The sequence below is a fragment of the Pseudomonas sp. AC070 genome (assembly GCF_979258635.1).
In genome coordinates, this window is the sequence record NZ_OZ409871.1 from 1,534,233 (window position 1) to 1,559,218 (window position 24,986).

Below are 24,986 nucleotides of genomic sequence, written 5' to 3' on the forward strand. Positions count from 1 at the left end.
TTGACCAGCGGTTACGGGCTTTTTTCGGCGTCGGTGGTGATCACGGTGAAGTTGCCGTTGTTGCGCGTTTGCGAGGTGGAGGCCAGATCGGTGATCACCAGCGTGCTGCCGATGTCCATGGCGGCGTGCAGGTTCTTGAGGAACTGCGGGTCGACGCTGAGCGAGCCCAGTTGGTCGCGCGGGGAGTTGCCGTACTCCGGGTTGGTCACTTGCACGGCCGACCAATGCAGCGGCTGTGGCGGTAGCAGTTCGTTGGTTGAGGGTTTTTCCAGCAGCGAAAAAACCGCCATGCCACGGTGCTGCTCGTTGCTGTCCAGCGACAGCACCGGCGCGCTGCCGACTAACTGGCCGCCGCGAAATACATAAGCGCGCAGGTCGGCGCGGCTGATCAACACCGACAGCGGCCCGGCGCTGACGCCAGGGTCATTCCAGAACGTGTCGCCGCTCAACACGGCGGTCGCCACCGGTTTGCCGGCGCTCACGGTCGGCGCCAGCAAGCCTGGGTGATAGACCTCAACCGGCGCACTGTGGGCGTCGGACACGATCACGGTGGTGGAGCTGAACCCCGTGGTTTCGAACAGCTTTTTGGCGAACTCCATGGGCAGGCGCACGCAGCCGTGGGAGGCCGGGTAGCCCGGCAAATGGCCCGCGTGCAACGCCACGCCGTCCCACGTCAGGCGCTGCATATACGGCATGGGCGCGTCGTTGTAGAGGTCGGATTTATGCTCGACGCTTTTCTGCAAAATGCTGAATACACCGGTTGGCGTTTCGCGGCCTTTCTTGCCGCTGCTGACCGTGCTGACGCCGATGGCAATGCCGTTGCGGTACACGTAGGCACGCTGTTCGGTGAGGCTGACCACTACCGTCACCGGGCCCTGCGGTGATACCTGCGGGTACCAGAGAAACTGGCCGGGCTTGAGATCTTGCAGCTGCTGGCGCAGGTCTTGCGCGGACGGTAACGGGGCCAAGGTGGCCGGCGCAGTTACGGCGCCGGTAAGTGAAATGACAACGAGCGAACCCACGAGCAACTTCAGCGCCTTCATCACGGCCCTCCAGAACGACTGCATGGGTTTTGAGCGAGTAGTAGCGACTTTAGTCCCGAAATTTTTTGGCTGCTTGGGTGGGGGCGGCTCATCGTCATCTAGGCGTCGCCCGACCTCAGCCAATACACAACCCTGTAGGAGCGGCTTCAGCCGCGATGCTTTTGATCCGAAGTTTGCAGGAATCGAGGCTAAAGCCTCTCCTACAGTCAGCCGCGATTGGATATGGCAGTGGCTGTTCTTCCCTCAAAACGCCGCAATCTCATCCGCACTCAGCGCCCGGTATTCGCCCGGCGCCAGCGCCGCATCGAGCACCAGCGGTCCGACGCTTTCGCGGTGCAGGCGCAGCACTTTGTTTTGGAAGTGGCCGAACATGCGTTTCACCTGGTGATAACGGCCTTCATACAGCGTCAGCCGAGCGCTGTGCGAGCTAAGAATTTCGAGCTGAGCGGGCAGGGTGGTGAGGTTCTCGTAGGCGAAGTACAAGCCTTCGGCGAACACGGCGTGGTAGTCGTCGGTGATCGCTTGCTCGGTCTCGACGTAGTAAACCTTCGGCTGTTTGCGCGTCGGTTGGGTTACCCGGCGCGACCATTGGCCATCGTTGGTCAGCAGCAGCAAACCGGTGGTGGTCAGGTCCAGACGGCCGGCCAGGTGCAAGGGGTGCTCGGCGGCTTCGGGCAGCAGGTCGAGCACGGTGGGATGCTCGTCGTGCTCGGTGGCGCTCACGTAGCCGGCGGGTTTGTGCAGCATGAAATACAGCGCCGGTTTGCCGAGCTGCAGCGGTTGGCCATCGAGCTCTACGCGGTGGAATTCGCGGATATCCAGCAAACCGTCACGCGTCACCACGCCGTTTACGGTGACGCGCCCAGCGGCCAGTTGCGCGCGGGCATCAAAGCGCGTGGCGGCAGGGAGGTTGGATAGAAAACGGTCAAGGCGCATGGAGTGCTCGCGCGAGAAAAGACAGTGTGGGAGCGGCTTTAGCCGCGATGCGGTGGTGGCCGCAGCGACAGATTGTGAAGAGCCGAATCCGCCGCTTGCGCACAACGCGGACACAAGCAGCTTTTATCAATCTGCTCGTCGCTCAACCGCGCCAACGCTTCGGGGGAAATCTGCGTGCTGAAACACCAGCAGTCGCCGCTCTCCACGGTGCACTGGTTCGCCTGCCCGCATAACGGGCAGCGGTCGGTGTCGGTTGCAGGTGGGGGAGGAGGTAACGGCATGGGCCAGCAGCTCGCGCAGAATGCGACATGCTAGCCCGCTATCGGGCGGCCGTCAGCTAGCGGCTTTTGAGGTACGCACGCCAGCCGCCGAAATGGCTGATGTCGCTAGCCCCGTCCAAGCCATAGGGCTCGCAGATAAAGCCGCTTTCCCAGCTGCCGTCGGCCAGTTGCACTTTGCCCAGGCCGAGCGGCGCGGGAATGCCGGTGAGGAACGAGCCCAGCTCGCTGCTCGGCAATTCCCACACTTCCACCTCGATGGCCACGCCGCCCTCGGCGACCCGCACCATGCCTGGCCGGAACGGTGGACCGCCAGCCAGCGCCCAAAGCTGATAGTCCGCTGAACTTTGCGTGGCTGTCAGCAGCCGCCCGCCGCGTTGTTTGAGTTGCCAGTTCAGCGGCAGCCCGTTCAGGTGCGCGCCACACACAACCAACCGCGCCAGGTCATTTCGCGCCAGGTTCGCGGGTGCGCTGAGACTCAGGCTGCGCTCGCCGGCCAGCGGCAGGTCGTGTTGGCATTGCAACCCATCGGCGAGGCCGAGCAGGTACTGGTCAGTGAACGGCCGCCCGAACAGCGTCACGCCCCAGGGCAAGCCGTTGGCCATAAAACCGGCCGGCACGGCGATGGCGGCGTAGTCGAGCATGTTCATAAAGTTGGTGTAATAGCCCAGGTCGGAATTGCGTTTCACCGGCTCGGCGTCCAGCTCGGCCAGGGTGACAGGGCGCGGGTAGGCCGGGGTGAGCACGCAGTCGAGCTCGGCCATGGCGCGATCGCACACCGCTTTGAGCTGCTGCAACCGGTACTGCGCGCGGAATAATTCAACCGCCGTGGTGCCCGGCGCTTTCGACAGCACGGCATGAATCACCGGCAGAACGGCGTCGGGCTGCGCCTCGATCAGCTCGCCCGCCACGCTGTAGCGCTCGGCCACCCACGGGCCTTCATAGAGCAGGCGCGCGGCTTCGGCGAAGGGCTCGAAATCAAGCTCTACGGCCACGCCACCCAGCGCTTCAAGTTGCTTCACGGTAGCCGCGAACAGCGCCGGGCTTTCCGGGCAGCCGAGGAATTCCAGCTGCTTCGGCACACCGAAACGGAAGCCTTTGCGCGGCACGCCGAAGGCGCTGCCATCGTTCCACAGGGGATTTTTGCGGCTGTATTCATCGGCCGGATCGAGCGTGGCCGTAAGCGCCAACAGTTGGCTGGCTTCGCGCGCAGTGGCGGTGAAGTAGGTGACGCAATCCAGGGTGCGGCAGGCCGGCACCACGCCTGCCGTGGAGAGCAAACCTTTGGTGGCCTTCAGCCCGACCAGATTATTCAGCGCTGCCGGCACACGACCGGAACCAGCAGTGTCGGTGCCCAGCGAAAAGCTCGCGACACCGAGCGCCACGGCCAAGGAGGAACCCGCGCTCGAACCGCCTGATGGATAGTCCGGGTGCACGCTGTTGCGGCAGGGGCCATAAGGCGAGCGCGTGCCGTTAAGGCCGGTGGCGAATTGATCGAGATTGGTCTTGCCCAGCGGCACGGCGCCAAGGGCCAGCAATTGCTTGACCAAGGTCGACGATTCGCTCGGCGTATAGGCAAACGCCGGGCAGGCGGCGGTGGTGGGAATGCCGGCCAGATCGATGTTGTCTTTGATCGCAAACGGCACGCCGAACAGCGGCAGGCTGTCGGCGGGTTTGCCGTCGAGCGCGGCGAGGTAGGGCTCCAGTTCGTCGGCCGTGAGCAAATGAATGAACAGATTGAATTCTGGATTCAGCGCAGCGGCATGCTCACGCAGCGCGCCGATTAGCTGACGCGGCGTAGTGGTGCCGGCCAGGTAGGCGGCTTTGACGGCGCTCAGGCGCAGGTCGAATGGGTGGGTCATGGTTGGCTCCAAACGTAGATAGCGAGCGAAACGCGATTTGTCCCCTCTGCCCGTTTACGGGAGAGGGTTAGGGAGAGGGTTTTTAATATTGCGTCGGACGCAGCCCTCTCCCCCGGCCCCTCTCCCGCGAGCGGGAGAGGGGAGCAAAGCCGTTGAGTTTGTTTCGACCTCAGATTTCCTCCAGCACAACAACCCGCTGCCCAGCCCTGACCGCTGAGCCCGGCTGCACGCGCACTTCCTTCACCACCCCGTCACGCGGCGCCAGCAGCGGAATTTCCATTTTCATCGACTCCAATATCACCAGCACGTCGCCAGCCTTGACGCTGTGCCCGGCCTCGACCTGCACTTGCCAAAGGTTGCCGGCGATATGGCTTTCGATGCTGTGTTGGCCCACGGCGAGTGGGGCGTCTTCGCCGAGTTCGGCTACCGCTTCTTCGCTGTCGAAATGCGCCTGGCCGCTGGCGATCCAGCGTTCGCGTTCAGCGTTAAAGGCGCCTTGTTGCTGCCGGCGGAAGGCGCCGATGGTGTCGGCTTCCTTGGCGAGAAATTCCTGGTAGTCAGCGAGGTTGAGCACGCTGTGTTCGATCTGCAGCGGGTAGCGGCCGAGAGGGAAGTCTTTGCGAATTTGCAGCAGTTCTTCGGCGCTCACCGGGTAGAAGCGAATCTGGTCGAAGAAGCGCAGTAGCCAAGGTTTGCCGTCGAACGCCTCGACCTCGCGGTAGCGGTTCCACATCTGCAACGTACGGCCGACGAACTGATAGCCGCCGGGGCCTTCCATGCCGTACACGCACATGTAGGCGCCGCCAATGCCCACCGAGTTTTCCGCCGTCCAGGTGCGCGCCGGGTTGTACTTGGTCGTCACCAGCCGGTGGCGCGGGTCCAGCGGGGTGGCCACCGGTGCGCCGAGGTAAACGTCGCCCAGGCCCATGACCAGATAGCTGGCCTCGAACACGGTGCGGTACACCTCATCGAGGTTGGGCAGGTCGTTGATGCGCCGGATGAACTCCAGGTTGCTCGGGCACCACGGCGCGTCTTTGCGCACGGTGGTCATGTATTTTTCGATGGCCAACTGGCACGCGGGGTCGTCCCACGACAGCGGCAAATGCACGATGCGCGACGGCACTTCCAGGTTCTGCGCCGCGCACACCGCGTCCCACTCGCCGGCGATGATGCCGAGCAAATCGGTGAGGCTGAGGGTTTCCGGCTGGTAGTGCACTTGCAGCGAACGGATGCCCGGCGTCAGGTCGATCACGCCGTTCAATTGCTTGGCTTCCAGCGCCTGCATCAGCGCATGGCCGCGAAAGCGCAGCACAAGGTCCAGCTCTGGCGCGCCGATTTCCACCAGCAAATGGGTGTCGCCGGAAAGGCGGGCGACGAGGCGGGTGTCCTTGTCGCCGAGGTCGAGCACGATGGGGGAAACCAACTCAAGTCGGCCCCCTCTCCCACTTGTGGGAGAGGGTTGGGGAGAGGGGCTTTGGATTGTGGGATCAATGTTGGCACCGGCCCTCTCCCCCAGCCCCTCTCCCGCGAGCGGGCGAGGGGAGCAAAGCGGCGTCGCTGCAAGCAAACGCGCTTCGCCAATGCTGACCGGCGTGAACTGCACCTTATCCCCAGCCTTCAACTGCCCCAGCTGCCAAAGGTCTGCCTCAATAATCGTCACCGGGCACACAAACCCGCCCAGGCTCGGGCCGTCCGGGCCGAGGATGACCGGCATGTCGCCGGTAAAGTCCACGGCGCCAATGGCATACGGGTTGTCGTGGATATTCGACGGATGCAGTCCCGCCTCACCACCGCTCTCACGCACCCATTGCGGTTTCGGGCCGATCAGGCGCACGCCGGTGCGGCTGGAGTTGAAGTGCACTTCCCAATGCGTGGCGAAGAAGGTGTCGATGTACTCGGGCGTGAAATATTCCGGCGCACCGTGGGGGCCGTAGATCACGCGGATGCTGCGCACCGCTGGCAGCGGCGGGCACAGCTCGGCGTCTAGGGCGGCGCCGTGGCTCGCGTCGGTGAGCGCCGGAATATGCAGCACATCGCCGGCGCGCAAGGCACGGCCGCCATGGCCGCCGAATTGGCCGAGGGTGAAGGTGCTTTTGCTGCCCAGATAATCCGGCACTTGCAGGCCGCCGCGCAGGCACAGGTAACTGCGCGCGCCGGCCCCGGCGATGGTGCCGAGGGTCAGCGTGCTGCCGGCTTTGACCAGCAGCGCGGTGTTCATCGGTTGCGCCGCGCCGTCGAGGCTCAGGGGAATGTCAGCGCCGGTAACGGCTACTACCGCATCAGTGTTAAAGCGCAGCGTCGGGCCGCTCATGGTGATTTCCAGCGCGGCGGCGCCTTCTTCATTGCCAAGCAAACGGTTGCCCAGACGCAGCGCCAGACTGTCCATCGGCCCGGACGGCGGTACGCCAACGGCCCAGTAGCCGAGGCGGCCGGGGTAGTCCTGCACGGTGGTTTGCGTGCCGGCGCCGAGCACTTCGAAGGTGTCGGCCTTGTAGACCAATTGCTCGAGGCAGCGGGTCCAGGGATTGCCGCTGGCGAACGGGGCATCCTTGATGATTTGGCGCAGGTAGTCGCGGTTGCTTTCCACGCCGTACAGCAGGCTGTCGCCCAAGGCGTTGTAGAGCCCGGCGCTGGCTTCTTCGCGGGTCGGCGCCCAGGCGATGAGCTTGGCGATCATGGGGTCGAAGTACGGCGGAATTTCGCAGCCGGCCTCTACCCAAGTGTCGATGCGCAGGGTTTTGCCATCGGCCGGCGGGAACTGCACGGCGGTTAGCAGGCCTGGGCTCGGCTGAAAATCGCGGCCCGGATCTTCGGCATACAACCGCGCTTGAATGGCATGGCCGTTCGGGCGCAGGTTCGCGCTCAATTCGCTCAGCGGCGGCAGGTCGCCAGCGGCCAGTTGAATCATCCAGCTGACCAGATCCACGCCCCACACTTGCTCGGTCACGCCGTGTTCGACCTGCAAGCGGGTGTTCACTTCGAGGAAATAAAACTGGCTGGCTTCGCTGTCGTAGACGAACTCGACGGTGCCGGCGCTGCGGTAGTTCACCGCCTTGGCCAGCTTGATGGCGGCGGCGCAGAGTTCGTCGGCCATGCCGGCGGGCAGGTTGGTGGCTGGGGTTTCTTCCAGCACTTTCTGGTTGCGCCGTTGCACGGAACAGTCGCGCACGCCGAGGGCGATTACCTCGCCGGCGCCGTCGCCGAACACCTGCACTTCCAGGTGGCGGGCGCGCTGGATGTATTTCTCGATAAACACGCCGGCGTCGCTGAAGTTGTTCTGGCCCAAGCGTTTGACCGCGTCGAACGCCTCGCTCAATTCATCGGCCGAACGGCACACGCGCATGCCGATGCCGCCGCCGCCCGCAGTGCTTTTCAGCATCACTGGGTAGCCAACCTGTTCGCCCGCCACTAGGGCGGCGTCGAGGTTTTCCAGCAGCTCGGTGCCTTCAAGCATGGCCACGCCGTGCTGTTTGGCCAGGGCGCGCGCCGTGTGCTTAAGCCCAAACACCCGCAGCTGTTCCGGCGTGGGGCCAACGAAGGCAATGCCGGCCGCTTCGCAGGCTTCGGCAAAGGCGGCGTTTTCCGAGAGAAAGCCGTAGCCGGGGTGAATAGCCTGGGCGCCGGTTTGCTGGGCCACGGCAAGAATTTTCTGCACCTGCAAATACGTGCCTGCCGCCGCGCCTTCGCCGAGGCTGAAGGCTTCGTCGGCTTGCTGAATATGCAGGCTGGCGGCGTCGGCCTCGGAATACACGGCCACGCCCTGCACCTCAAGCGCGCGCAGGGTTCGCAAAATGCGACAGGCAATGGCGCCACGGTTGGCGATCAGCAGTTTGGTGAACATGGCGTTAAGCCCTCGAAAGGGGAGGCGGGCCGTCCCGCTGTATTTGGGTGTGCACCGGCGGTCGTCCGCGGTGTAAATGCTTTACTCGGTCGGTCCCCTCTGCCCGCTGCGGTCGCCCGGACAGGGGAGAGGGTTAGGGAGAGGGTTTTGAATCTGCGTCAGACGCAGCCCTCTCCCCCAGCCCCTCTCCCGCAAGCGGGCGAGGGGAGCTCACCTGCAAAACCTGCCCACTGCGGCTCTGACACAGCGCAAACAACCACCGCCGAATCAGTCCCATACCAAAAACTCAGCGGGCGTCGGGTTGTAGCCGTTGCAGGGGTTGTTCAGTTGCGGGCAGTTGGAAATCAGCACGATCACGTCCATGTGCGCGACCAGTTCGACATATTTGCCAGCCGCGGAAATGCCGTCTTCGAACGTCAGCCCGCCTTCGGGCGTAACCGGCACGTTCATGAAGAAGTTGATGTTGGCGCTGATGTCGGCTTTGTTCAGGCGGCCGTCGTGCAGGCTGGCGCGCAGGAAGTTGTCACGGCAGCTGTGCATGTAGCGTTTGTCGAGGGCGTAGCGCACGGTGTTGCTCTCTTGCGCGCAGGCGCCGCCGAGGGTGTCGTGGCGCCCGCAGGTGTCGGCGGTGATGGTCAGCAGCGGGTTGCCGAGGTTGGAATACAGCACGGTGCCGGTGGTGAGGTACACGCGGTTCTGTTTGCGCAGAGTGCGCTGCACGTCGTAGCGCTCGCGTGGGTTGCGGGCGCTGTAGAACAAGGTGTCGACCGCCTGGTTGCCCTCCAGGTCGAGCAGGCGCAAGGTTTGCCCGGCTTTGACTTCCTTCAGGAACGGCTCACCGGCGGCGATGGTGGCGCGGTAAACGGCGGCTTCTTCATGGCGGGGGCTGTGGGTTAGCGACATGGTAGGGCCCTCAGATGTACAGACGTTCGGTGTTGTAAAAGCCACGGCCGTTTTCCGGACGCGAGGTGCGGCAGAGCACGCTGATGCCGTCTTCAGCCACTTTGCTGAAGCTCAGTTGCACCGGCTTGGGCGCGTAGTCGGGGTTGGGGTCCATGGGGTGTTGCAGGGCGGTGAGCACCACTAACGTGTCCATCGGCGCGTACAGCTCGACGTAGTCGCCGGCCTTGGAGTTGCCCTCGGCAAACGCGAAGCAACCGTCGCTATCAACCGTGACCTTGCTGAACAGATTGAGGGTCATGAGCAGGTCTTGCAGGTTGAGGTTCCACTTGCCCATTTCCACCAACAGGTTGTCGACGCCGTTACGGAAAAAGCCGTTGCGCAGTTCCTGATAGCGGCCGGTGCCGTACTTTTCCTGCACCTCGGCGGCGTTCAGCACGCCGCCAAAACTGTCGTGCCAGCCGCAGGTGTCAGCGGTGATGGCGGCCAGTACGCGGCCCATGTCTGAGTACAGGCAATGGCCGACCGTGAGCTTGGCCGTGTGCTGGCCTTTGAGGCTGTCGGGCAGGTTCAATCGCTCACTTTTCTCAGCGGCATTGAGCAGCATCAGGCTGACGTTGGCGCCGCCTTCGAGGTCGGTAATGCGCAGCACGTGGCCACGTTTAAGCACGAACGAGGTGTGGCCGCCGCCCGGTACGGTTTCTTCATACAGGCTGGGGCGCAGGCTCAAGGCACTGGTCATGATCAGGCTCCTTGGTAGACGGAATGCAGGCTGCCGGTGACATGCGCCGGCAGGGCGTCGACGGCGGCGCGGGTGGCGCGGCGGTCGGGGTTCAGGGGAATGTCGTAGGTGATGCGCGCGCCATAAGCGTTGGGCGCGTGCGGGTCGTGGCGAACCTTGTCGAACACCAGAATGCGGGTGCCGAGGGTGAAGCCTTCGGACAGGTCGTGGGTGACCATAAATACGGTCAGCTTGGTTTCGCGCCACAGCTCCAGCAGCAGCGCGTGCATGTCTTTGCGGATGCCGGGATCAAGCGCGCCGAAGGGTTCGTCGAGCAGCAGCACGCGCGGTTGCATGATCAGCGCCTGGGCGATGGCCAGCCGTTGTTGCATGCCGCCGGAAAGCTGCGTCGGGTATTTATCCAGCGCATGGCCGAGGCCGACCTTTTTCAATAGCTCGGCGGCTTGCTCGCGGGCGTCGCGTTTGGCCCGGCCGAACAGGCGCCCGAGCAGCGGCGAGCGCGGCAGCTCCAGACCCAGCGTCACGTTGTTCAGCACCGATAAATGCGGGAACACCGAGTAGCGCTGAAACACCACGCCACGGCTGGCATCCGGCTCGCCGACCAGCTGTTGGCCGCCTAGCAGAATCTGCCCTTTGCTCGGCACTTCCTGGCCCAACAGCAAACGCAAGAACGTGGATTTACCGCAGCCCGAGGTGCCCACCAACGTGCAGAACTCACCTTCGGCGACGGTGATGTTGAGGTTCTCTAGAACCACTTGGTCGCCATAGGTTTGCCAGACGTTTCTAACTTCAATGAACGCACTCATGCCTTCGCCCCTTCATACCAAGGGAACGCCAGTTGAGTCAGGCGCTTGAGGCCCAGGTCCATCAGCCAGGCGAGCAGGGTGATCCACACCACGTACGGCAGAATCACGTCCATGGCCATGTAGCGGCGCACCAGAAACACGCGGTAGCCGAGGCCGTCGGTGGAAGCGATGGCTTCGGCGGCAATCAGAAACAGCCAGGCCGAACCGAGCACCAGGCGCAAGGCGATGAGCAGGCGCGGCAGCAGTTGCGGCAGGATCACCCGCAGAATCAACGTCCAGGTCGAGGCGCCGAGGGTTTGCGCCTTGATCAGCAACTCCGCCGGAATTTCCCGCGCCCGTTGTTCCAGATCCCGCGCCAACACCGGCGTGATGCCGATGACGATAAGCATGACTTTCGACAGCTCGCCGAGGCCGAAAACGATAAACAGAATCGGCAGGATCGCCAGCGGCGGCACCATCGACAGCACTGTGAGCAGTGGCGACAGCGGCGCGCTGAACAGCGGCAGGGTGCCAGCGGCGATGCCCAGGCACAGACCGATAATGGCGGCGATGCCCAGGCCCATGCCAAGGCGTTGCAGGCTGGAAGCGGTGTCTTGCCAAAGCAGATAACCGCCGCTGCGTTTGTCTTCGGTAAACGCCATGCGCTTGACCGCGTCCGTCATTTGCACGGCGCTGGGCAGCAGCTTGTCATTGGGGTTGTCCGCCAACCGCGCCGAGGAGCCGGTGAAGTAGGCGAACAGCACCAGCGCGAACGGCAGCAGAATCAGCAGCAGTCGGCCGGCACCGTCGGGGTGGCGATTGATCAGGCGCATGGGGGTCTCGAATTTGGGATCGGGTTGCCCCGACCATTTCCTTCACCTGCAACACTCTGGATTCCCGCGTGCGCGGGAATGACGGAGGTTTTTGTCGAGTTCATCGTCAGGCAGCGTTACAACGTGCCGTCCGCCGCCATCTGCACGTAGCTCGGGTCGAAGCGCAGTTTGATGTTGCCGCTGTCGCCGGTGACCACGTCTTTGGCGAAGCTCATGCCGACCGCGCCAGCGTCTTTGGCGCCTTCACCGAGCAGCCCATGGGCGAAGGAGAAATTGGCGACTTTGCTCATGGTTTCCGGCAGTTGTGGGCTGGTGGCGAAGGCCAGGGCGTCTTTGGCGGTGTAGAAGAGTTTGGTGGTCGCCAGTTGCGACTTGAAGCCGGCTAGATCTGTACCCGAGGCCTTGGCCATGTGCTCCAGCGCGGCGGTGGCGCGCGGGGTGTCGCTGGCCATCAGTTCCATGATTTCGAACCAGGCGCCGGTCAGGGCTTTGCCCAGGGCGGGGTTGTCTTTGAGGGTGGCGGTGTTGACCACCATCATGTCCATGATCTCGCCGGGAATCTGGCTGGAGTTGAACACTTCAGTGGTATCGGGCTGGGCTTTGATTTCGGCCAGCATCGGGTTCCAGGTCACCACCGAATTGACTTCGCTGGTGTTGAAGGCAGCGGCGATATCGGCGTCGGAGGTGTTCACCACGCTGAGGTCTTTTTCGCTCATGCCGGCCGTTTCCAGCCCGCGCGCCAGCAGGTAGTGGGAAACCGAAAGCTCGACCAGATTGACCGGCTGGCCCTTGAGGTCGGCCAGGGTTTTGCCCTTGCCTTTGAGCACGATGCCGTCGTTGCCGTTGGAGAAGTCGCTGACCACCAGGGCGGTGGAATCAACGCCGCCGGCGGCGGGAATGGTCAGGGCGTCCATGTTGGTCATGGTGCAGCCATCGAACTGGCCGGCGGTGTACTGGTTGATCGACTCGACGTAGTCATTGAGCTGCACCACGTCGATGGCGATGTTGTACTTCTTCGCCCACTTATCAACGATGCCTTCGGCGGCTGCGTATTCCCACGGCATCCAGCCAGCGTAGAGGGTCCAGCAGACGCTGAATTTTTCTTTCGGGGCAGCCTGGGCGCTGAAACTGAACGTGGCGGCAAGGCCGGCGAGAACGAGGGCGAATAACGGGGACTTGCGCATGTAAAACCTCCAGTTCGAGATAAAAGCGGGCAGGCGCAACGCGGCGTGGCGTTCGTCTCCCGGGCTTTTGTCCCGCCGTGTAACCTCACTGGAGGTCGATAACTCTCGGACCAGTCACTGAGCGTTTTAAGCGCTAGCCGGAACCCTAGTCATCCATTGCGAATTGTGGTGCCGCGTACCCAGGCAACTGCCCGGTTAATCCTGCACACCGGAGCTAAAGCGAGAGCCGTGCCAAGTTGCGCCGCGCCAGCGCAGGCGGGGCTCGGGCTCTTTGTTGGAATGAGAAGAAGGGCAGGGCGTGCGCGAAAACGAGGCGCAGGCTAGTGGTGTGCTGCGCTTTGGTGCGCGTATGAAATAAATGGCAATGGAATATGAATCGCCCTACAGCAAGCCGGGCGGAATCTGTGCTGTCCAAGACCGTGGGAACACTGCTGAACGGCATTCGCCGCTCGGTTCCCATGCGGTCTCAGGAGGCTGCCATGATGCGTTATCGAACCCTGCTACTTGGTCTGATTGGCCTGTTTTTGGCGGGTTGTGCGGGTTATGACTACGACGACAATTACGACCGCAGCTACGGTCGTTCCGGTGGTTACGGCACGGTGTACAGCGCGCCATACGTTCAACGCTACGAAGTGTATTCAGCGCCGCGCTATTACCGCGCACCGGCTCCCCGTTATTACGGGCCGGCACCAGCGCCGCGTTACTACAGCGCGCCACGCCGAGGCCCGGTTTACAACGGTTGGAATCAACCGCCGCGCGGCTACTACCCGGCGCCGCACCGGTATAACGGCGACCGTGATCGCCACCACGCCCGTGACCGCGATGACCGTCGCCGAGACGGCCACCGTGGCAATGATCGTCGCTCCGAGCAGCGCAGCGACAACCGCAGCGGTCACGGCGACTGGCGCCAGCGCAACCGCTAATCATCCTTTCTCTGACGCAAACAAAAGCCCGCTGTCGCGGGCCTCTGTGCATTCAACCAACAGCTGGCTGGTGAATGTAGGTACTGCTTGGTCTAGCGGTCAGTCAGCTTTTATTGCCATGGCTGGCTTGACCGCCTTTGCGGCCTGCTTCGGACGCTTTCTGCGGGTCGTTGGCAAAGTTGCCGCCACTGTTGTGACCACCTTTGCGTCCTGCTTCCGAAGCCCGCGCCCGATCATTTGCGAAGTTACCGGGGTTTTTGTTGGTAGGCATGTTGGTTTCTCCTTTTCTATAAAGTAGTCGCAAAACCCGCTGGGGCCTTACAGGAACTCTGAAGGGGAACGCCGGATATTCGTTCGGCTCAATTTAAGTCGTTGGCGACAAACGGTTTTTTGATATTAAAGTGCAACTTCGCATTTGAGTCTTTATTAGCCGCTGCACTTGCGCAATTGGCGTTTAGCAACTATGGCGAGCTGTTTTTAAGCTATTAAGGGCCAATAAAACAGCACGCATGACCGCCCATCCCTTACACGGAACTGCCGCGATGGCAGTTTGCTCGGATGTTTCACACACCGATAAAACCCCTCAAGCACTAGGCGTAGCGGCCGGGTACTGACGGGCAAGTGATTCAGGGATATAGACGGCATGGGCGACTACCACATCAACCGTGTGCCAGAGGGCTGGCAACTCATCAAAAAAGGCGCAACCCGCCCCTCTAAACGTGCGCTGACCAAAGCGCGCCTACTTCAGGAAACCGAACGGTTCTTACGCGGCAAAGACGCGACATTGATCATTCATAACGAAGACGGCACTACCGAAGAAAAGTCGTACCTGGCGGGGCGAGTAATGCCCGCCCGTTGGGCCAGGTGGCAAGAAGAAAACGAGCGCGCCAAGGACGACGCTTCCTCCGGCTGACGCCCATAAAAAAGCCCGCCGAATGGGCGGGCTTTTTCCTGCGAGGCGATTACCAGCGACCGTGGTGACCATAACCGCGCGGCTCGTAATACACCGGCCGTGGAGCGTAATAACGCGGGCCGTAATAGCGCGGCGCTTGCACCACCACCGGTTGGTAATAAACCGGCTGCGGATACACGGGCTGCGCGTACACAGGCTGTGCGTATACCGGTTGTGGCGGCGGATAGTAAGCAACGGGCGGTGGCGGCGGGGCTTCGACATACACCGGAGCCCGCTGCGAGGCGACCACGGCGCCGCCTACCACGGCACCGACCACGGCGCCTAAAACGAAAGGTCCACCGTCTCCACCGTGGGCGGACGCTTGCCCGGCGAGGGCAAGGCTGCCTAACAGCAGGGCAACTTTGGGCAGACTGAACATGGTTGTCTCCTGAATACCCGGGTGAGATGAATCCGGGGTATCTGTAAGACTTTTCGTTGTCAGGGAAGTGCCGGGGCGCGGTGTAAAGGTTTTGTAAGGGATGGCGCCGGACCAACTGCGGCCACAGGCCGGACGCAGTCTGTAGGAGCGGCTTTAGCCGCGATCCCTGCAAACGAAGATTTCAGGTCACCCACTCAGGCTTGCACAAATTCCGCAAACTTCACGCCCGTCCCGGTCGGCCGTACATCCTGAAACAGCGAATCCCGATCCGCCGACAGCTCAAGGCTAACCGTAGCGTTGCGGCTGCCTTTGTTACGCGTCACCAGACCGTCTTCATGGGTGCGCAAATACAAGGTCGGCACGCGCAGGTGGTGCAGCTCATCGGTCACGTGGTTGTGCATCAGCAGGTGCACCCACTCGTACTGGCCGATTTTCAGGCGGCCGACGGGAATGTCGAACCACCAGATGTTTTTGTTCAGGTTGATGGTCGCAAAGTGCGTGTTGTTGACGCCGAGCACTGCGCTGCCGAGTTGTTGATTACGGCGGGCAATGGCGGTTTTTTTGTCGATTTTCATGCTGTTCCTGACACGCAAACGATGTGGGGCGAAGGCAGCCGAGGCCGCGCGGCGCGTAGTGTAACAGCCGACAACCGCTTGCCAATCACTGGCTATCGCGGCGCAGGGCGATGAGCGTTTTTGTTCGTTGATAACGGCTGAGTCGTTCAGCCAGAGAAGCCGGCAGCGCTTGGCACGGGCTAAAGCCTAGACGCGCATAAAAGTCGCCAAGCGTGGGATGACAAAACAACCACACCGGGCCGCTCGCCTCGGTGCATGCGGCATTCACTAGGTGGCTGGCGATGCCGCCACCGCGCAAGGCGGGCGCCACGAACAGGCCGGTTAACCACACACCTTCGTTCGCGTGCGAACCGATGCTGCGCAAGCTCAGCGCCGCAACAATTTCGGTTTCTTTCGCCACCCACAGCTGCTCGTCTGCGCCCGCTCGCATGGCCGAGCGATGTGCGCGATAGAACTTGTTCAGCAATGGGCGCAGGGCGGCGGGCAGGGCGCAGTAGATGAGGTCAGACATGGCGGATAAGCACTGAGAAAAACGCCGCTATTAAATCATTTACCCCGTTCGCCTTGGCACAAATGCCCTACGAGTCGCCGGGGCGCGCCCTGTCTGGCTAGGCATGATAGGAACCCCAATGGTTTTGCCAGGAGCGGCGCATGTCCTACAACACCCTCAGTTACCAGGTAAGCGAGAACATTCTGACCCTGACCCTCAATCGCCCCGAACAGCTCAACGCGTTCACGGTAGAGATGGCTCACGAGCTGATCGATGCGTTTAACCGTGCCAGCGACGACGAAGAGGTTCGGGCCATTGTGGTCACCGGCGCCGGCCGCGCTTTTTGCGCCGGCATGGATTTGTCAGTAGGCGGCAACGTATTCGGCCTGGACGAAAGCCAGAAGCCGACCCTGGACGACATGCAAACGCGCCTCGACGACCCAGCCATTCGCGACGGCGTTCGTGACACAGGCGGGCGGGTGACCCTGGCCATTTTTGAGTGCAAGAAACCGGTAATCGCCGCCATCAATGGCGCGGCCGTGGGCATTGGCGCGAGCATGACCTGCGCCATGGACATTCGCCTGGCCAGCGAGCACGCGCGCATCGGTTTTGTGTTCAACAAGATCGGCATCGTGCCGGAGGCGTGTTCGAGCTGGTTTTTGCCGCGCATCGTCGGCATTTCGCAAGCGCTGGAGTGGGTGTACAGCGGCGACATTCTCAAGCCGGAAGAAGCCTTGCAGGGGCGCTTTGTAAAAGCCGTGGTGCCGGCTGATCAGCTGCTGGAAGAGGCCTACAAGATCGCCCGGCGCATTACCAAGCACAACCCGGTGGCCATCGCCCTGACGCGGCAGATGATGTACCGCAACGCCGCTCAGCCCCACCCGCTTGAGGCGCACAAGGTTGATTCGCTCGGCATGTTCTACACCAGCATCGGCGGTGGTAAAGAGGGCGTTCAGGCGTTTCTGGAGAAGCGTCCGGCCGACTACGGCGAACAATCGGCCAATGCCATGCCGTCGTTCTATCCATGGTGGAAATAGCCGTAGCGGAAATAGCGCCCGCTCAGAGCCGACCGAGGATCATGTGCGCGGCCTTGATCAGGGCCGCGACGGGCTGATTCACCGCTAGCTGCAATAAGTCGGCCTCAGCGTTGCTCAATACCACCACCAGCGTGGCGCCACCGGCCAGGGTGAGCGACACCTCAGTCTCTGCAGCGCCACGGATGAGTTCGCGTACTTCGCCGTGCAGCAGGTTGTCGCTGGGTTGCGCTGCGTTGGTGTCGGGCGCCAGCAGTTGCACCCACGAGGCTTTGATCAGCGCATACAACGCCACGCCCGGCTGCAATTCCAGGCGCGTGGTGCTGTCGTTTGTAATCGAGGCGGTAAGGCTTTCGCCGGTGTTGAGCTGAAACTCAATGAGGTCGTTGACCTCGCCGTTGTGAATGCCGGCAACGGTGCCGAACAGCTGATTGCGCGCGCTGGTTTTCATGCGCAGACGCTCCATGAATTCCAGCAAGCTCGACACGCCAGCGTCGTCGCCCAAGCGTTGCAAGAACGCTTGGTGCTCTTGCTGGTAACGCTGGTAGCTGGCGATCAAGGCGCGCCCGGCCTCGGTCAGTTGGGTGCCGCCGCCGCCTTTGCCACCGGCGCTGCGCGCCACCAGCGGACTGCCGGCCGCGCCGTTCATGGCGTCGATGGAATCCCACGCAAACTTGTAGCTGATGCCCACGGCTTTGGCCGCCTGGCTGATCGAGCCCGTGGCGTCGATGGCCCGCAGCAGGGCGATGCGCGCTTCGCCCGCGACGTCGTTGCCGTTGTGGGTGATCCAGAATTGGCCTTCGAGTTTCATTGACGGCAGCTTGCTCAAGCAGGGTGGCGGGGATGGTAGCACCCGAATTTTGCGCGGGCGAAATTCGTAACTTGACTTGGTGGTCAGATATTTTCAAAGATGCGCCCGTCGTTTTTACCGGATCGCTATCCGCCACTCCGTTCACCGCTATATAGTTCCGAACATAGCGCTTGTGTTTGGTGATGGTCCTCTTCGCTGGAACTTGCCCCTACAAAGGAGTTGTTTATGACATTGCCTCTCTCTCGCCTGGTTGTTGCCCTGTCCGCCTCGCTCGCCCTGAGCAGCGTGTTCGCCGATGAGGTGCAAGTGGCCGTCGCCGCGAATTTCACCGCGCCGATTCAAGCCCTGGCGGCTGATTTCGAGCAAGACACCGGGCACAAGTTGGTCGCTTCCTACGGCGCCACCGGCCAGTTCTATACGCAGATCAAAAATGGCGCGCCGTTTGAAGTGTTCCTGGCGGCCGACGATGCAACGCCAGCCAAGCTGGAAAGCGAAGGCGAAACGGTGCCGGGCTCGCGCTTTACCTATGCGATTGGGGCGCTGGCGCTGTGGTCGGCCAAAGACGGCTACGTCGACAGCAAAGGCGAGGTGTTGAAGAAAAACGCGTTCAACCACCTGGCCATCGCCAACCCGAAAGCTGCGCCCTATGGCCTGGCCGCTACCCAGGTGCTGGAAAAGTTGGGCCTGACCGATGCAGTGAAGCCCAAGCTGGTGGAAGGCCAGAACATCACCCAGGCCTTGCAGTTCGTTTCCACCGGCAACGCCGAGTTGGGTTTCGTGGCGCTGTCTCAGGTGTACAAAGATGGCAAGGTCACCAGCGGTTCCGCCTGGTTGGTGCCGGCCAGCCTGCATGAGCCGATCAAGCAAGACGCGGTGATTTTGAACAAGGGCAAAGACAACGCCGCCGCCAAAGCGCTGGTCGATTACTTGCACGGGGCTAAAGCCGCTGCGGTGATCAAATCCTTCGGCTATCAGCTTTAAGAGTTACCCGGAATGACCCTGACAGGCTCGGATTTCGCGGCCATTTGGCTGACCCTGCAATTGGCGACGGTAACCACCGTGTTGCTGCTGATCATCGGCACGCCTATCGCCTGGTGGCTGGCGCGAACCCGCTCGCGGCTCAAGGGGCCGGTGGCTGCGGTGGTGGCGTTGCCGCTGGTGCTGCCGCCGACGGTGATCGGTTTCTATTTGCTGATCACCCTCGGGCCAAACGGCGTTATCGGGCAACTGACCCAAAGCCTGGGCTTGGGCATTCTGCCGTTCAGCTTTGCGGGCTTGGTGGTGGGCTCCGTGTTTTATTCCATGCCGTTTGTGGTGCAGCCGATTCAAACCGCGTTCGAGGCGATTGGCGAACGGCCGCTGGAAGTGGCGGCCACGCTGCGCGCCAGTCCGCTCGATACGTTCTTCAACGTGGCGTTGCCGTTGGCGCGACCGGGGTTTTTAACCGCGTCTATTCTCGGCTTCGCTCACACCATTGGTGAGTTCGGCGTGGTGCTAATGATCGGCGGCAACATTCCGGAGAAAACGCGGGTGGTGTCGGTGCAGATTTTCGACCACGTCGAAGCCATGGAATACGCCCAGGCCCATTGGCTAGCGGGCGGCATGCTGGTGTTCTCGTTCGCGATATTGCTGCTGCTGCAGGCCAAAGGTAGCAAGGCGGTGGTGCGATGATTGAAGCGCGGTTTCGGCTGGATTATTCGCCGTTCAGTCTGGACGTCGACCTGCAATTGCCCGGCCGTGGCGTTACCGCCCTGTTCGGCGAATCCGGCTCGGGGAAAACCACCTGTTTGCGCTGCGTGGCCGGACTGGAGCGTGCCAGCACGGGTTATCTGCGGGTGAACGGCGAATTGTGGCAGGACAGCGCCACGGGCTTTTTCTTGCCGGTGCACCAGCGCGCGTTGGGCTATGTGTTTCAGGAGGCCAGCCTGTTTGCGCACCTGTCGGTGCAGGCCAATCTGACCTTTGGTTTCAAGCGCATTGGCGCCGCCGCGCAACGGGTGAAGCTCGCTCAGGCGGTCGAATTATTAGGCATCGAACGTTTGCTGGAACGCATGCCGGCGCATCTTTCCGGCGGCGAGCGCCAGCGCGTAGGTATTGCCCGGGCGTTGCTGACCAGCCCGAAGTTACTGCTGATGGACGAGCCGCTGGCGGCGCTGGACTACAAGCGCAAACAGGAAATCCTGCCGTACCTGGAACGCCTGCATGACGAGCTGGATATTCCTGTGCTGTACGTCAGCCATGCGCCGGACGAAGTCGGGCGGCTGGCCGATCATATGGTGCTGCTTGAGGACGGACGCGTGCGGGCCAGCGGGCCGGTGGGCAAGTTGTTGTCGCGCCTCGACCTGCCTATGGCCCAAGGCGACGACGCTGGCGTGGTGGTGCAGGCGCACGTGTGTGACTACGACCCCAACTATCAGTTGCTCAGCCTGGGTTTCGCCGGCAGCACGTTGCGCATTCAGGTGGCCCATGGGCCGTTGGCGCAAGGCAAGCCGATGCGCTTCAAGGTGCAGGCGCGCGATGTCAGCCTGGCGCTGGAAAAGCCGCTGCACAGCAGTATTCTCAACGTATTGCCCGTAACAGTTGTAGCCGAAGTGGCGGCGCAAAACAGCGCCCATGTGCTGGTGCAACTGGACATGCAAGGCACGCCATTGCTGGCGCGGATCACGCGTTTTTCCCGGGATCAGCTTGAATTGAATATCGGCCAGGCACTGTGGGCGCAGGTGAAGTCTGTCGCGGTGCTGGCCTAAACCTTAACGAGGAGGAGGGGGCAGATGCTGGGACGCCTCGACACCTGTCGCGCGTTGGAAGAGCGGATTTGCGCCGGTCAGCATTGGTCGCCGGAACTGCGCGCGGCATTGCATGAGCTGCTGGAAAAAATCACCGTGGCCGGGCACGACATCAACCTGCTGAGCCTGGGCCTGTTCCTCGCCGATTTCGTGCCGCGCCATAGCCTGGATCGCGCCGAAGAATGGCAAGAGCGCGCGGCCAAACGCTGGTTAACCCACAGCAAACCGCTGCTGATTGAACGCCTGGCCGATTTTTTCATCGGCGCGGACGCGGCCTACAGCAGGCCTTCGTAAGCCAGGTCGTAGGCTTTGCCCAAGTCTACAGTGGCCGGTTTCTGCGCCTTGCTGTCACCGGCTTTGCGCTCGGTGGCTTTCAGCGTGGCGGGGTGAACGAAGTCCACCGGCACCGGCGAGCTGGCCAACACCACACCTTCCATTAGAAACGTGCCGGCGCCGCCTGCGCCTTGCCCGCTGGTGGCGCGGCGGTTGAGCACCAGTTTTTCCACTTTGTTGGCACTACAGAACGCCGTCAGCGCCTGCACGAATGCCGCCACGTCTTCGCGGGTCGGGTTCTTGACCACGGCCAACTTATTCATTTTCTCGGCTACCAACACGTGGCTCGCCCGCGTGCCCGCCAGCGTCACGATTCGCGCTTCGTTGGCCTTCAGCAGCAGGCCGGCAACGACGCTGCTCAACGTTTGCCCATCGAGCGACGGGTGCCGTTGGGCGCGCGGCCGGGCTTTTTGTCGTGATTAGATTTGTCGATCGGCTTATAGCCCAGTGGCATGTTGTCTTTAGCGCCTTTGGCGAACGCCGAGAAGGGAAAGCTAAAGCCAGGCTTTTTCGCTGAGGCGTCGACGGTGGCGTCCACTTCGCTCGGTTGGTCTGGCTGATCGGGCGAAGGTGTTTGGGTGGTCATTGGGGAAGTCCGGGAGAGGTAATAAAGGTGGAACGGTGTTTCCAGGAATCGCGGCTGAAGCCGCTCCTACCGGTTGGGTGTAGGAGCGGCTGTTGCGATCAGCCCGACAGGCCGACGTACACGTTCTGCACGTCGTCATGGTTGTCGAGGGCTTCGAGGAAGGCTTCGACTTCTTCCAGTTGTTCAGGCGTGAGCGAGGTCACTGGGTTTTTCGGGCGGTAGCCGAGGGTCGCCGAGTTCACGGTAAAGCCGTGCTCGGGCAGGGCGCGGCTAACGGCGTCGAGGTCGGTGGGTTCGGTGATAAACAGCGTGGCGCCTTCTTCGGCCGGTTCGAAATCTTGCGCGCCCGCTTCGATGGCGGCCAGTTCGGGGTCGGCGTCGCCTTCAGGGCTGGCTTCGATCATGCCGACGTGGTCGAAATCCCAGGTCACCGAACCCGACGCGCCCATTTGCCCCTTGCGGAACAGCACGCGAATTTCAGCGACGGTGCGGTTGATGTTGTCGGTAAGGCATTCAATGATCACCGGCACCTGGTGCGGGGCGAAGCCTTCGTAGGTGGCCGAGTGGAAGGTGACGGTGTCGCCCAGCAGACCGGCGCCTTTTTTGATGGCGCGCTCAAGGGTGTCTTTGGGCATCGAGGCCTTTTTCGACTGGTGGATGGCCAAACGCAGCTTGGGGTTGAGGTCCGGATCGGCGCCATTGCGCGCGGCGATCATGATTTCTTTCACCAAACGACCAAAAATCTTGCCTCTGGCGTTGGCGGCGGCTTCTTTAGGTTTGGCTTTCCACTGTGCGCCCATGCTGGCTCTCTTGCTCTGACTGGTTGGTAAGCGGGTCGTGGCGCGGTGTTTACGGGGCCGGTGAGCGGGCAGTAAAACCAGGGCGACGAAATAAGGTTGCCGATTTTAGTCGCTCTGCCGCGCGCTGGCACCCCCTCAAATCGAGTTGTCTGTCGCATGGCCAAGGCTCGACTGTTTAACACTTTTGCGTAAAAGCGATGACAGCCCGGTGGCGGGGTCGCATGATTCGACGTCGCTTAATTTGATATCCACTTCTCAAACGGTCCGCCATCGGCCTATGCCTACTCCCTTTGCCCCTGTCTCGCTCGGTTATGCAGCGCTTTCGGTCAGCGGTCGCGTGCGTACGCACAACGAGGATTCGCTGCTGTGCTGCCCCGCGTTGCAGCTGTGGGCGGTGGCCGACGGCATGGGCGGGCATCAGCGCGGCGAGGTGGCCAGCGCCATTGCCCTGGATACGTTGCTCGACGCAGTGCAGGCCGGCGAGTCACTGGACACCGCCACCCACAGTGCCAACCAGGCGATTATTGCCGCCGGCGAGCAAGACCCTGAGTCCGCCGGCATGGGCACCACCCTGGTGGCGGCGCGCTTCAATGGCGCCGCGTTCGAACTGGCCTGGGTCGGTGACAGCCGCGCCTATCGCCTCAGCGCCCAGGGCATCGCCCAGCTCAGCCGCGACCACAGCCTGGTGCAAAGCCTGGTGGATGCCGGCGAACTCAGCGCTGAAGAGGCGCGCCATCATCCGCGGCGCAACGTGGTCACCCGTTGTCTCGGCCAGGCCCAGCAAACGCTGGAAGTGAGCGTGGAGCAGGGCAGCCTGGCGCCCGGCGAGTTATTACTGCTGTGCAGCGACGGCCTCAGCGGCGAATTGCGCGACGAAGATATTCAGGCCGTATGCGCTGGCGCCAGCACCTTGGATGAGGTGGTGGAGCAACTGATCGCGGCGGCAAACGAGGCGGGCGGGCGCGACAATATTTCCTGCATCGTGATCGGTCTCGCAGTCGTGGAACAAATGGGCGCGAATCAACGCCCGCAAAGTTTCCTCAGGAAACTTTTGAATCTAGGAAAACTCTGACAGTTTGTTGGAAAATGCGCCGAATCTGAGCGAACCTTCCCAGGCTTTTCGTGATACCTGGTTGGCGGCACTGCCGATTTTTCTTCGCCCCCCTGACCTAGAGCTTCTGGGCCGATAACTACAAGACGCGTACCACCTTCTTATGAATGACAGCTTGCTAGAAATTCCCGGTTACCTCGTGCATGGCCGGTTGGGTAAAGGCGGTATGGCCGAGGTGTACCTGGCGACCCAGGAATCGTTGCACCGCCAAGTGGCGATCAAGGTGCTGCTCAGTGCCGACGACGAAGCCTTCAGCAAGCGCTTTATAAAAGAGGGGCACATCGTTGCCTCGCTGCATCACCCCTCGATCATTACTATTCACGACATCGACCAGTTGCCCGATGGCCGCTATTACCTGGCCATGGAATTCGTGGCGGGCGGCGACCTGGCCCAGCACAAAGGCGAAGTGTTCGAGCCGCAGCGCGCGCTGAGCATCGTTCGGCAAATCGCCAGCGGCCTGGCCGTTGTGCATGACAAAGGCATGGTGCACCGCGACATCAAGCCCGCGAATATCCTCTTTCGCGCCGACGGCACGGCGGTAATCACCGACTTCGGTATCGCCAAAGAGCTGGACATCAACAGTGAGCTGACCCAATTCAACGTGGCGGTCGGCAGCCCGGCGTACAGCAGCCCCGAGCAAACGCAGTGCGAGCCGCTGGATGCGCGCACCGACATCTACAGCCTCGGCGTTATTTTGCTGGAGATGCTGACCGGCACTAATCCGTTCAAGGGTTCGAGCTACACCCAGACCGTGATGAACCACGTGCAAATGGACGCGCCGGAGTTGCCGGATCACCTGCGTCAATACCAGCACTTGCTCAGCCGCATGTTGGCGAAAAATCCCGATGAACGATTTGCCGATTGCCACGTGTTGCTGGCGAGTCTGGCCGAGTTGAACGAACAGGAACTGGACCACACCCGCATCGCCAAAGTGGTGCCCATCAAGGCTGAAAAGCCTGAGCGCACGGCCAAGCTTGCAGCGGTGAAAACTGCGCCAGCCAATGTGGCAGCGGTTAAACCAGCCAAACCCCCAAAACCACCTAAAGCACCGCGCGCCCCGCGTAGTAAGCGGGCCCTCTGGGTCGCGGCGTTGGTGGTAGTGCTGGTGGCTGGCGGCGCCGGGGTGGGCGGTTACCACTATCAGCAACAACAGAAAATCGCTGCGCTGCTGACCCAGGGCGAACTGAGCCTCAACGAGGGCAAGCTGGTTGAGCCAGCGGAGCACAACGCCGATTACTTCTACCGCCAAGTGCTGCTGATCGACCAAAACAACGACGAGGCGCTGGATGGTTTGCAGCGCGTGTTGCAAGCGCGCATCGCCAACAGCCTGAACCTGGCGCAAAAGGCCGCCAGCGAAGACCACCTGCTGCAACCCGAAGGCAACAATGCGGTGTTCTACTACCAGCAAGTGCTGGGCTGGTCGCCGGGTAACGAGCAAGCAATGACGGGGCTGCAAGCGGTGGCTGAACGGTTCCTCGACCTGAGCGAAGTGGCCTACGACAAGCTGCAATATGACCAGGCCCTGCAACTGATCAAAAGCGGTTTGGAAGCGCAGCCCGAAAACGAAAAACTCCTCGCCAGCCTCAATGGCCATGAAGAGCGGGTGCGCAAAACCGAGGCCGAAATTGCGGCGCGTGCTGCCGCGAAGAAGAAAGCCGCGCTCGCCGCCGCCAAACCAGCGCGTGCCCCCGCCAGCGCTGCGAAGAGCGCACCGACAACGACCGCTGAAGAAAATAATCCGAACGTCGTCAAACGCTTGTGGAATAAACTCTTCAACTAGTGGCAAAGTGACACCCCTGTTG

27 protein-coding genes and 1 riboswitch are annotated in these 24,986 nt (G+C 62.0%); of the genes, 9 read left to right on the forward strand and 18 right to left on the reverse strand.

Annotation, left to right across the window (positions count from 1 at the left end):
* Positions 1 to 11 precede the first annotated feature (11 nt).
* The 10 genes from ACZZ0Q_RS06890 to ACZZ0Q_RS06935 all read right to left on the reverse strand — a co-directional run bounded on the left by ACZZ0Q_RS06890 (position 12) and on the right by ACZZ0Q_RS06935 (position 12,404).
* Positions 12 to 1,046 carry a L,D-transpeptidase gene (locus tag ACZZ0Q_RS06890; protein WP_463561007.1) on the reverse strand — a complete coding sequence of 345 codons (1,035 nt, stop codon included), beginning with the start codon at positions 1,044 to 1,046 and terminating at the stop codon, positions 12 to 14.
* 240 nt (positions 1,047 to 1,286) lie between these two features.
* Positions 1,287 to 1,979 carry a pseudouridine synthase gene (locus tag ACZZ0Q_RS06895; protein WP_463539626.1) on the reverse strand — a complete coding sequence of 231 codons (693 nt, stop codon included), beginning with the start codon at positions 1,977 to 1,979 and terminating at the stop codon, positions 1,287 to 1,289.
* Positions 1,980 to 2,017: 38 nt separating this feature from the next.
* Positions 2,018 to 2,260, reverse strand: coding sequence for a cysteine-rich CWC family protein (locus tag ACZZ0Q_RS06900; protein ID WP_463560397.1), 243 nt, complete (start codon positions 2,258 to 2,260; stop codon positions 2,018 to 2,020).
* Positions 2,261 to 2,316: 56 nt separating this feature from the next.
* Positions 2,317 to 4,119, reverse strand: a complete 1,803-nt coding sequence (atzF, locus tag ACZZ0Q_RS06905) for an allophanate hydrolase (RefSeq protein WP_463539624.1) — start codon at positions 4,117 to 4,119, stop codon at positions 2,317 to 2,319.
* A 169-nt stretch (positions 4,120 to 4,288) separates the two neighbouring features.
* Complete coding sequence (gene uca, locus ACZZ0Q_RS06910; protein WP_463560398.1) at positions 4,289 to 7,960, reverse strand: urea carboxylase; 3,672 nt, start codon at positions 7,958 to 7,960, stop codon at positions 4,289 to 4,291.
* A 267-nt stretch (positions 7,961 to 8,227) separates the two neighbouring features.
* Positions 8,228 to 8,863 (reverse strand): urea amidolyase associated protein UAAP2, encoded by a 636-nt coding sequence (locus ACZZ0Q_RS06915; protein WP_463383407.1) that lies wholly within the window; start codon positions 8,861 to 8,863, stop codon positions 8,228 to 8,230.
* A 10-nt stretch (positions 8,864 to 8,873) separates the two neighbouring features.
* Positions 8,874 to 9,602 (reverse strand): urea amidolyase associated protein UAAP1, encoded by a 729-nt coding sequence (locus ACZZ0Q_RS06920; protein WP_463539623.1) that lies wholly within the window; start codon positions 9,600 to 9,602, stop codon positions 8,874 to 8,876.
* 2 nt (positions 9,603 to 9,604) lie between these two features.
* Positions 9,605 to 10,408, reverse strand: a complete 804-nt coding sequence (locus ACZZ0Q_RS06925; protein ID WP_463539622.1) for an ABC transporter ATP-binding protein — start codon at positions 10,406 to 10,408, stop codon at positions 9,605 to 9,607.
* Positions 10,405 to 11,220 (reverse strand): ABC transporter permease, encoded by an 816-nt coding sequence (locus ACZZ0Q_RS06930; RefSeq protein ID WP_463539621.1) that lies wholly within the window; start codon positions 11,218 to 11,220, stop codon positions 10,405 to 10,407. Before ACZZ0Q_RS06930 ends, ACZZ0Q_RS06925 begins: the two co-directional genes overlap by 4 nt.
* Positions 11,221 to 11,336: 116 nt before the next feature.
* Positions 11,337 to 12,404 (reverse strand): putative urea ABC transporter substrate-binding protein, encoded by a 1,068-nt coding sequence (locus ACZZ0Q_RS06935; RefSeq protein WP_463539620.1) that lies wholly within the window; start codon positions 12,402 to 12,404, stop codon positions 11,337 to 11,339.
* A 54-nt stretch (positions 12,405 to 12,458) separates the two neighbouring features.
* Positions 12,459 to 12,564: riboswitch (guanidine-I (ykkC/yxkD leader) on the reverse strand.
* A gap of 319 nt (positions 12,565 to 12,883) precedes the next feature.
* On the opposite strand from ACZZ0Q_RS06935, the gene ACZZ0Q_RS06940 reads away from it, so the two are divergent.
* Positions 12,884 to 13,327 (forward strand): hypothetical protein, encoded by a 444-nt coding sequence (locus ACZZ0Q_RS06940; protein ID WP_463539619.1) that lies wholly within the window; start codon positions 12,884 to 12,886, stop codon positions 13,325 to 13,327.
* Between the two features lie 103 nt (positions 13,328 to 13,430).
* Here ACZZ0Q_RS06940 and ACZZ0Q_RS06945 read toward each other — a convergent pair whose 3' ends face one another.
* Positions 13,431 to 13,598: a con-10 family general stress protein gene (locus ACZZ0Q_RS06945; protein ID WP_122453574.1), complete on the reverse strand. Its 168-nt coding sequence runs from the start codon at positions 13,596 to 13,598 to the stop codon at positions 13,431 to 13,433.
* A 372-nt stretch (positions 13,599 to 13,970) separates the two neighbouring features.
* On the opposite strand from ACZZ0Q_RS06945, the gene ACZZ0Q_RS06950 reads away from it, so the two are divergent.
* The gene (locus tag ACZZ0Q_RS06950) at positions 13,971 to 14,240 is read left to right on the forward strand and encodes a DUF2188 domain-containing protein (RefSeq protein ID WP_122493768.1); all 270 of its coding nucleotides are present in this window, start codon (positions 13,971 to 13,973) and stop codon (positions 14,238 to 14,240) included.
* Positions 14,241 to 14,289: 49 nt separating this feature from the next.
* Here ACZZ0Q_RS06950 and ACZZ0Q_RS06955 read toward each other — a convergent pair whose 3' ends face one another.
* From ACZZ0Q_RS06955 to ACZZ0Q_RS06965, 3 genes are all read right to left on the reverse strand, one after another.
* Positions 14,290 to 14,658, reverse strand: coding sequence for a hypothetical protein (locus ACZZ0Q_RS06955; RefSeq protein WP_122493767.1), 369 nt, complete (start codon positions 14,656 to 14,658; stop codon positions 14,290 to 14,292).
* A 194-nt stretch (positions 14,659 to 14,852) separates the two neighbouring features.
* On the reverse strand, positions 14,853 to 15,233 hold the full coding sequence (locus ACZZ0Q_RS06960) for a hypothetical protein (RefSeq protein WP_463539618.1): 381 nt from the start codon (positions 15,231 to 15,233) through the stop codon (positions 14,853 to 14,855).
* 85 nt (positions 15,234 to 15,318) lie between these two features.
* Positions 15,319 to 15,744 (reverse strand): GNAT family N-acetyltransferase, encoded by a 426-nt coding sequence (locus ACZZ0Q_RS06965; protein WP_463539617.1) that lies wholly within the window; start codon positions 15,742 to 15,744, stop codon positions 15,319 to 15,321.
* Between the two features lie 140 nt (positions 15,745 to 15,884).
* Between ACZZ0Q_RS06965 and ACZZ0Q_RS06970 the strand changes: the two genes are divergently transcribed.
* Entirely contained in the window at positions 15,885 to 16,760 is an 876-nt protein-coding gene (locus ACZZ0Q_RS06970) for a crotonase/enoyl-CoA hydratase family protein (protein ID WP_463539616.1), read from the forward strand.
* 22 nt (positions 16,761 to 16,782) lie between these two features.
* On the opposite strand, the gene ACZZ0Q_RS06975 is transcribed toward ACZZ0Q_RS06970, so the two are convergent.
* Complete coding sequence (locus ACZZ0Q_RS06975) at positions 16,783 to 17,568, reverse strand: TOBE domain-containing protein (protein ID WP_463539615.1); 786 nt, start codon at positions 17,566 to 17,568, stop codon at positions 16,783 to 16,785.
* A gap of 225 nt (positions 17,569 to 17,793) precedes the next feature.
* Here ACZZ0Q_RS06975 and modA point away from each other — a divergent pair, with 225 nt between their 5' ends.
* From modA to ACZZ0Q_RS06995, 4 genes are read left to right on the forward strand one after another with little or no spacing between them, the layout of a single operon-like run.
* Entirely contained in the window at positions 17,794 to 18,549 is a 756-nt protein-coding gene (modA, locus tag ACZZ0Q_RS06980; RefSeq protein WP_463539614.1) for a molybdate ABC transporter substrate-binding protein, read from the forward strand.
* Between the two features lie 12 nt (positions 18,550 to 18,561).
* Positions 18,562 to 19,239, forward strand: coding sequence for a molybdate ABC transporter permease subunit (gene modB, locus ACZZ0Q_RS06985; RefSeq protein ID WP_463539613.1), 678 nt, complete (start codon positions 18,562 to 18,564; stop codon positions 19,237 to 19,239).
* Complete coding sequence (gene modC, locus ACZZ0Q_RS06990) at positions 19,236 to 20,315, forward strand: molybdenum ABC transporter ATP-binding protein (protein WP_463539612.1); 1,080 nt, start codon at positions 19,236 to 19,238, stop codon at positions 20,313 to 20,315. Before modB ends, modC begins: the two co-directional genes overlap by 4 nt.
* Before the next feature lie 24 nt (positions 20,316 to 20,339).
* Positions 20,340 to 20,648: a hypothetical protein gene (locus ACZZ0Q_RS06995; RefSeq protein ID WP_463539611.1), complete on the forward strand. Its 309-nt coding sequence runs from the start codon at positions 20,340 to 20,342 to the stop codon at positions 20,646 to 20,648.
* Here the strand turns inward: ACZZ0Q_RS06995 and ACZZ0Q_RS07000 are convergent.
* From ACZZ0Q_RS07000 to ACZZ0Q_RS07010, 3 genes are all read right to left on the reverse strand, one after another.
* On the reverse strand, positions 20,630 to 21,049 hold the full coding sequence (locus ACZZ0Q_RS07000) for a DUF3010 family protein (protein WP_463539610.1): 420 nt from the start codon (positions 21,047 to 21,049) through the stop codon (positions 20,630 to 20,632). The two genes, ACZZ0Q_RS06995 and ACZZ0Q_RS07000, sit on opposite strands and share 19 nt — an antisense overlap.
* Positions 21,046 to 21,273 carry a hypothetical protein gene (locus ACZZ0Q_RS07005; RefSeq protein ID WP_463539609.1) on the reverse strand — a complete coding sequence of 76 codons (228 nt, stop codon included), beginning with the start codon at positions 21,271 to 21,273 and terminating at the stop codon, positions 21,046 to 21,048. The genes ACZZ0Q_RS07000 and ACZZ0Q_RS07005 overlap by 4 nt, the downstream gene beginning before the upstream one ends.
* Positions 21,274 to 21,371: 98 nt before the next feature.
* Positions 21,372 to 22,073, reverse strand: coding sequence for a YebC/PmpR family DNA-binding transcriptional regulator (locus ACZZ0Q_RS07010; protein WP_463539608.1), 702 nt, complete (start codon positions 22,071 to 22,073; stop codon positions 21,372 to 21,374).
* A 277-nt stretch (positions 22,074 to 22,350) separates the two neighbouring features.
* Between ACZZ0Q_RS07010 and ACZZ0Q_RS07015 the strand changes: the two genes are divergently transcribed.
* Both ACZZ0Q_RS07015 and ACZZ0Q_RS07020 read left to right on the forward strand, forming a co-directional pair.
* Positions 22,351 to 23,145 carry a Stp1/IreP family PP2C-type Ser/Thr phosphatase gene (locus ACZZ0Q_RS07015; RefSeq protein WP_463539607.1) on the forward strand — a complete coding sequence of 265 codons (795 nt, stop codon included), beginning with the start codon at positions 22,351 to 22,353 and terminating at the stop codon, positions 23,143 to 23,145.
* 142 nt (positions 23,146 to 23,287) lie between these two features.
* A complete protein-coding gene (locus tag ACZZ0Q_RS07020; RefSeq protein ID WP_463560400.1) occupies positions 23,288 to 24,964 on the forward strand; it encodes a serine/threonine protein kinase in 1,677 nt (558 codons plus the stop codon).
* Positions 24,965 to 24,986: the final 22 nt, after the last annotated feature.

What these genes read in the sequence shown, in the direction of transcription:
- ACZZ0Q_RS06965 (WP_463539617.1), bottom strand. Translation starts at nt 15,744, where the DNA reads ATGTCTGACCTCATCTACTGCGCCCTGCCCGCCGCCCTGCGCCCATTG.
- ACZZ0Q_RS06970 (WP_463539616.1), top strand. Translation starts at nt 15,885, where the DNA reads ATGTCCTACAACACCCTCAGTTACCAGGTAAGCGAGAACATTCTGACC.
- ACZZ0Q_RS06895 (WP_463539626.1), bottom strand. Translation starts at nt 1,979, where the DNA reads ATGCGCCTTGACCGTTTTCTATCCAACCTCCCTGCCGCCACGCGCTTT.
- ACZZ0Q_RS06955 (WP_122493767.1), bottom strand. Translation starts at nt 14,658, where the DNA reads ATGTTCAGTCTGCCCAAAGTTGCCCTGCTGTTAGGCAGCCTTGCCCTC.
- ACZZ0Q_RS06925 (WP_463539622.1), bottom strand. Translation starts at nt 10,408, where the DNA reads ATGAGTGCGTTCATTGAAGTTAGAAACGTCTGGCAAACCTATGGCGAC.
- modB (WP_463539613.1), top strand. Translation starts at nt 18,562, where the DNA reads ATGACCCTGACAGGCTCGGATTTCGCGGCCATTTGGCTGACCCTGCAA.
- uca (WP_463560398.1), bottom strand. Translation starts at nt 7,960, where the DNA reads ATGTTCACCAAACTGCTGATCGCCAACCGTGGCGCCATTGCCTGTCGC.
- ACZZ0Q_RS06935 (WP_463539620.1), bottom strand. Translation starts at nt 12,404, where the DNA reads ATGCGCAAGTCCCCGTTATTCGCCCTCGTTCTCGCCGGCCTTGCCGCC.
- ACZZ0Q_RS06900 (WP_463560397.1), bottom strand. Translation starts at nt 2,260, where the DNA reads ATGCCGTTACCTCCTCCCCCACCTGCAACCGACACCGACCGCTGCCCG.
- ACZZ0Q_RS06995 (WP_463539611.1), top strand. Translation starts at nt 20,340, where the DNA reads ATGCTGGGACGCCTCGACACCTGTCGCGCGTTGGAAGAGCGGATTTGC.
- ACZZ0Q_RS07020 (WP_463560400.1), top strand. Translation starts at nt 23,288, where the DNA reads ATGAATGACAGCTTGCTAGAAATTCCCGGTTACCTCGTGCATGGCCGG.
- ACZZ0Q_RS07005 (WP_463539609.1), bottom strand. Translation starts at nt 21,273, where the DNA reads ATGACCACCCAAACACCTTCGCCCGATCAGCCAGACCAACCGAGCGAA.
- modC (WP_463539612.1), top strand. Translation starts at nt 19,236, where the DNA reads ATGATTGAAGCGCGGTTTCGGCTGGATTATTCGCCGTTCAGTCTGGAC.
- ACZZ0Q_RS06945 (WP_122453574.1), bottom strand. Translation starts at nt 13,598, where the DNA reads ATGCCTACCAACAAAAACCCCGGTAACTTCGCAAATGATCGGGCGCGG.
- ACZZ0Q_RS06930 (WP_463539621.1), bottom strand. Translation starts at nt 11,220, where the DNA reads ATGCGCCTGATCAATCGCCACCCCGACGGTGCCGGCCGACTGCTGCTG.
- ACZZ0Q_RS06960 (WP_463539618.1), bottom strand. Translation starts at nt 15,233, where the DNA reads ATGAAAATCGACAAAAAAACCGCCATTGCCCGCCGTAATCAACAACTC.
- ACZZ0Q_RS06950 (WP_122493768.1), top strand. Translation starts at nt 13,971, where the DNA reads ATGGGCGACTACCACATCAACCGTGTGCCAGAGGGCTGGCAACTCATC.
- ACZZ0Q_RS06920 (WP_463539623.1), bottom strand. Translation starts at nt 9,602, where the DNA reads ATGACCAGTGCCTTGAGCCTGCGCCCCAGCCTGTATGAAGAAACCGTA.
- ACZZ0Q_RS06975 (WP_463539615.1), bottom strand. Translation starts at nt 17,568, where the DNA reads ATGAAACTCGAAGGCCAATTCTGGATCACCCACAACGGCAACGACGTC.
- modA (WP_463539614.1), top strand. Translation starts at nt 17,794, where the DNA reads ATGACATTGCCTCTCTCTCGCCTGGTTGTTGCCCTGTCCGCCTCGCTC.
- ACZZ0Q_RS07010 (WP_463539608.1), bottom strand. Translation starts at nt 22,073, where the DNA reads ATGGGCGCACAGTGGAAAGCCAAACCTAAAGAAGCCGCCGCCAACGCC.
- ACZZ0Q_RS07015 (WP_463539607.1), top strand. Translation starts at nt 22,351, where the DNA reads ATGCCTACTCCCTTTGCCCCTGTCTCGCTCGGTTATGCAGCGCTTTCG.
- ACZZ0Q_RS06940 (WP_463539619.1), top strand. Translation starts at nt 12,884, where the DNA reads ATGATGCGTTATCGAACCCTGCTACTTGGTCTGATTGGCCTGTTTTTG.
- ACZZ0Q_RS06915 (WP_463383407.1), bottom strand. Translation starts at nt 8,863, where the DNA reads ATGTCGCTAACCCACAGCCCCCGCCATGAAGAAGCCGCCGTTTACCGC.
- atzF (WP_463539624.1), bottom strand. Translation starts at nt 4,119, where the DNA reads ATGACCCACCCATTCGACCTGCGCCTGAGCGCCGTCAAAGCCGCCTAC.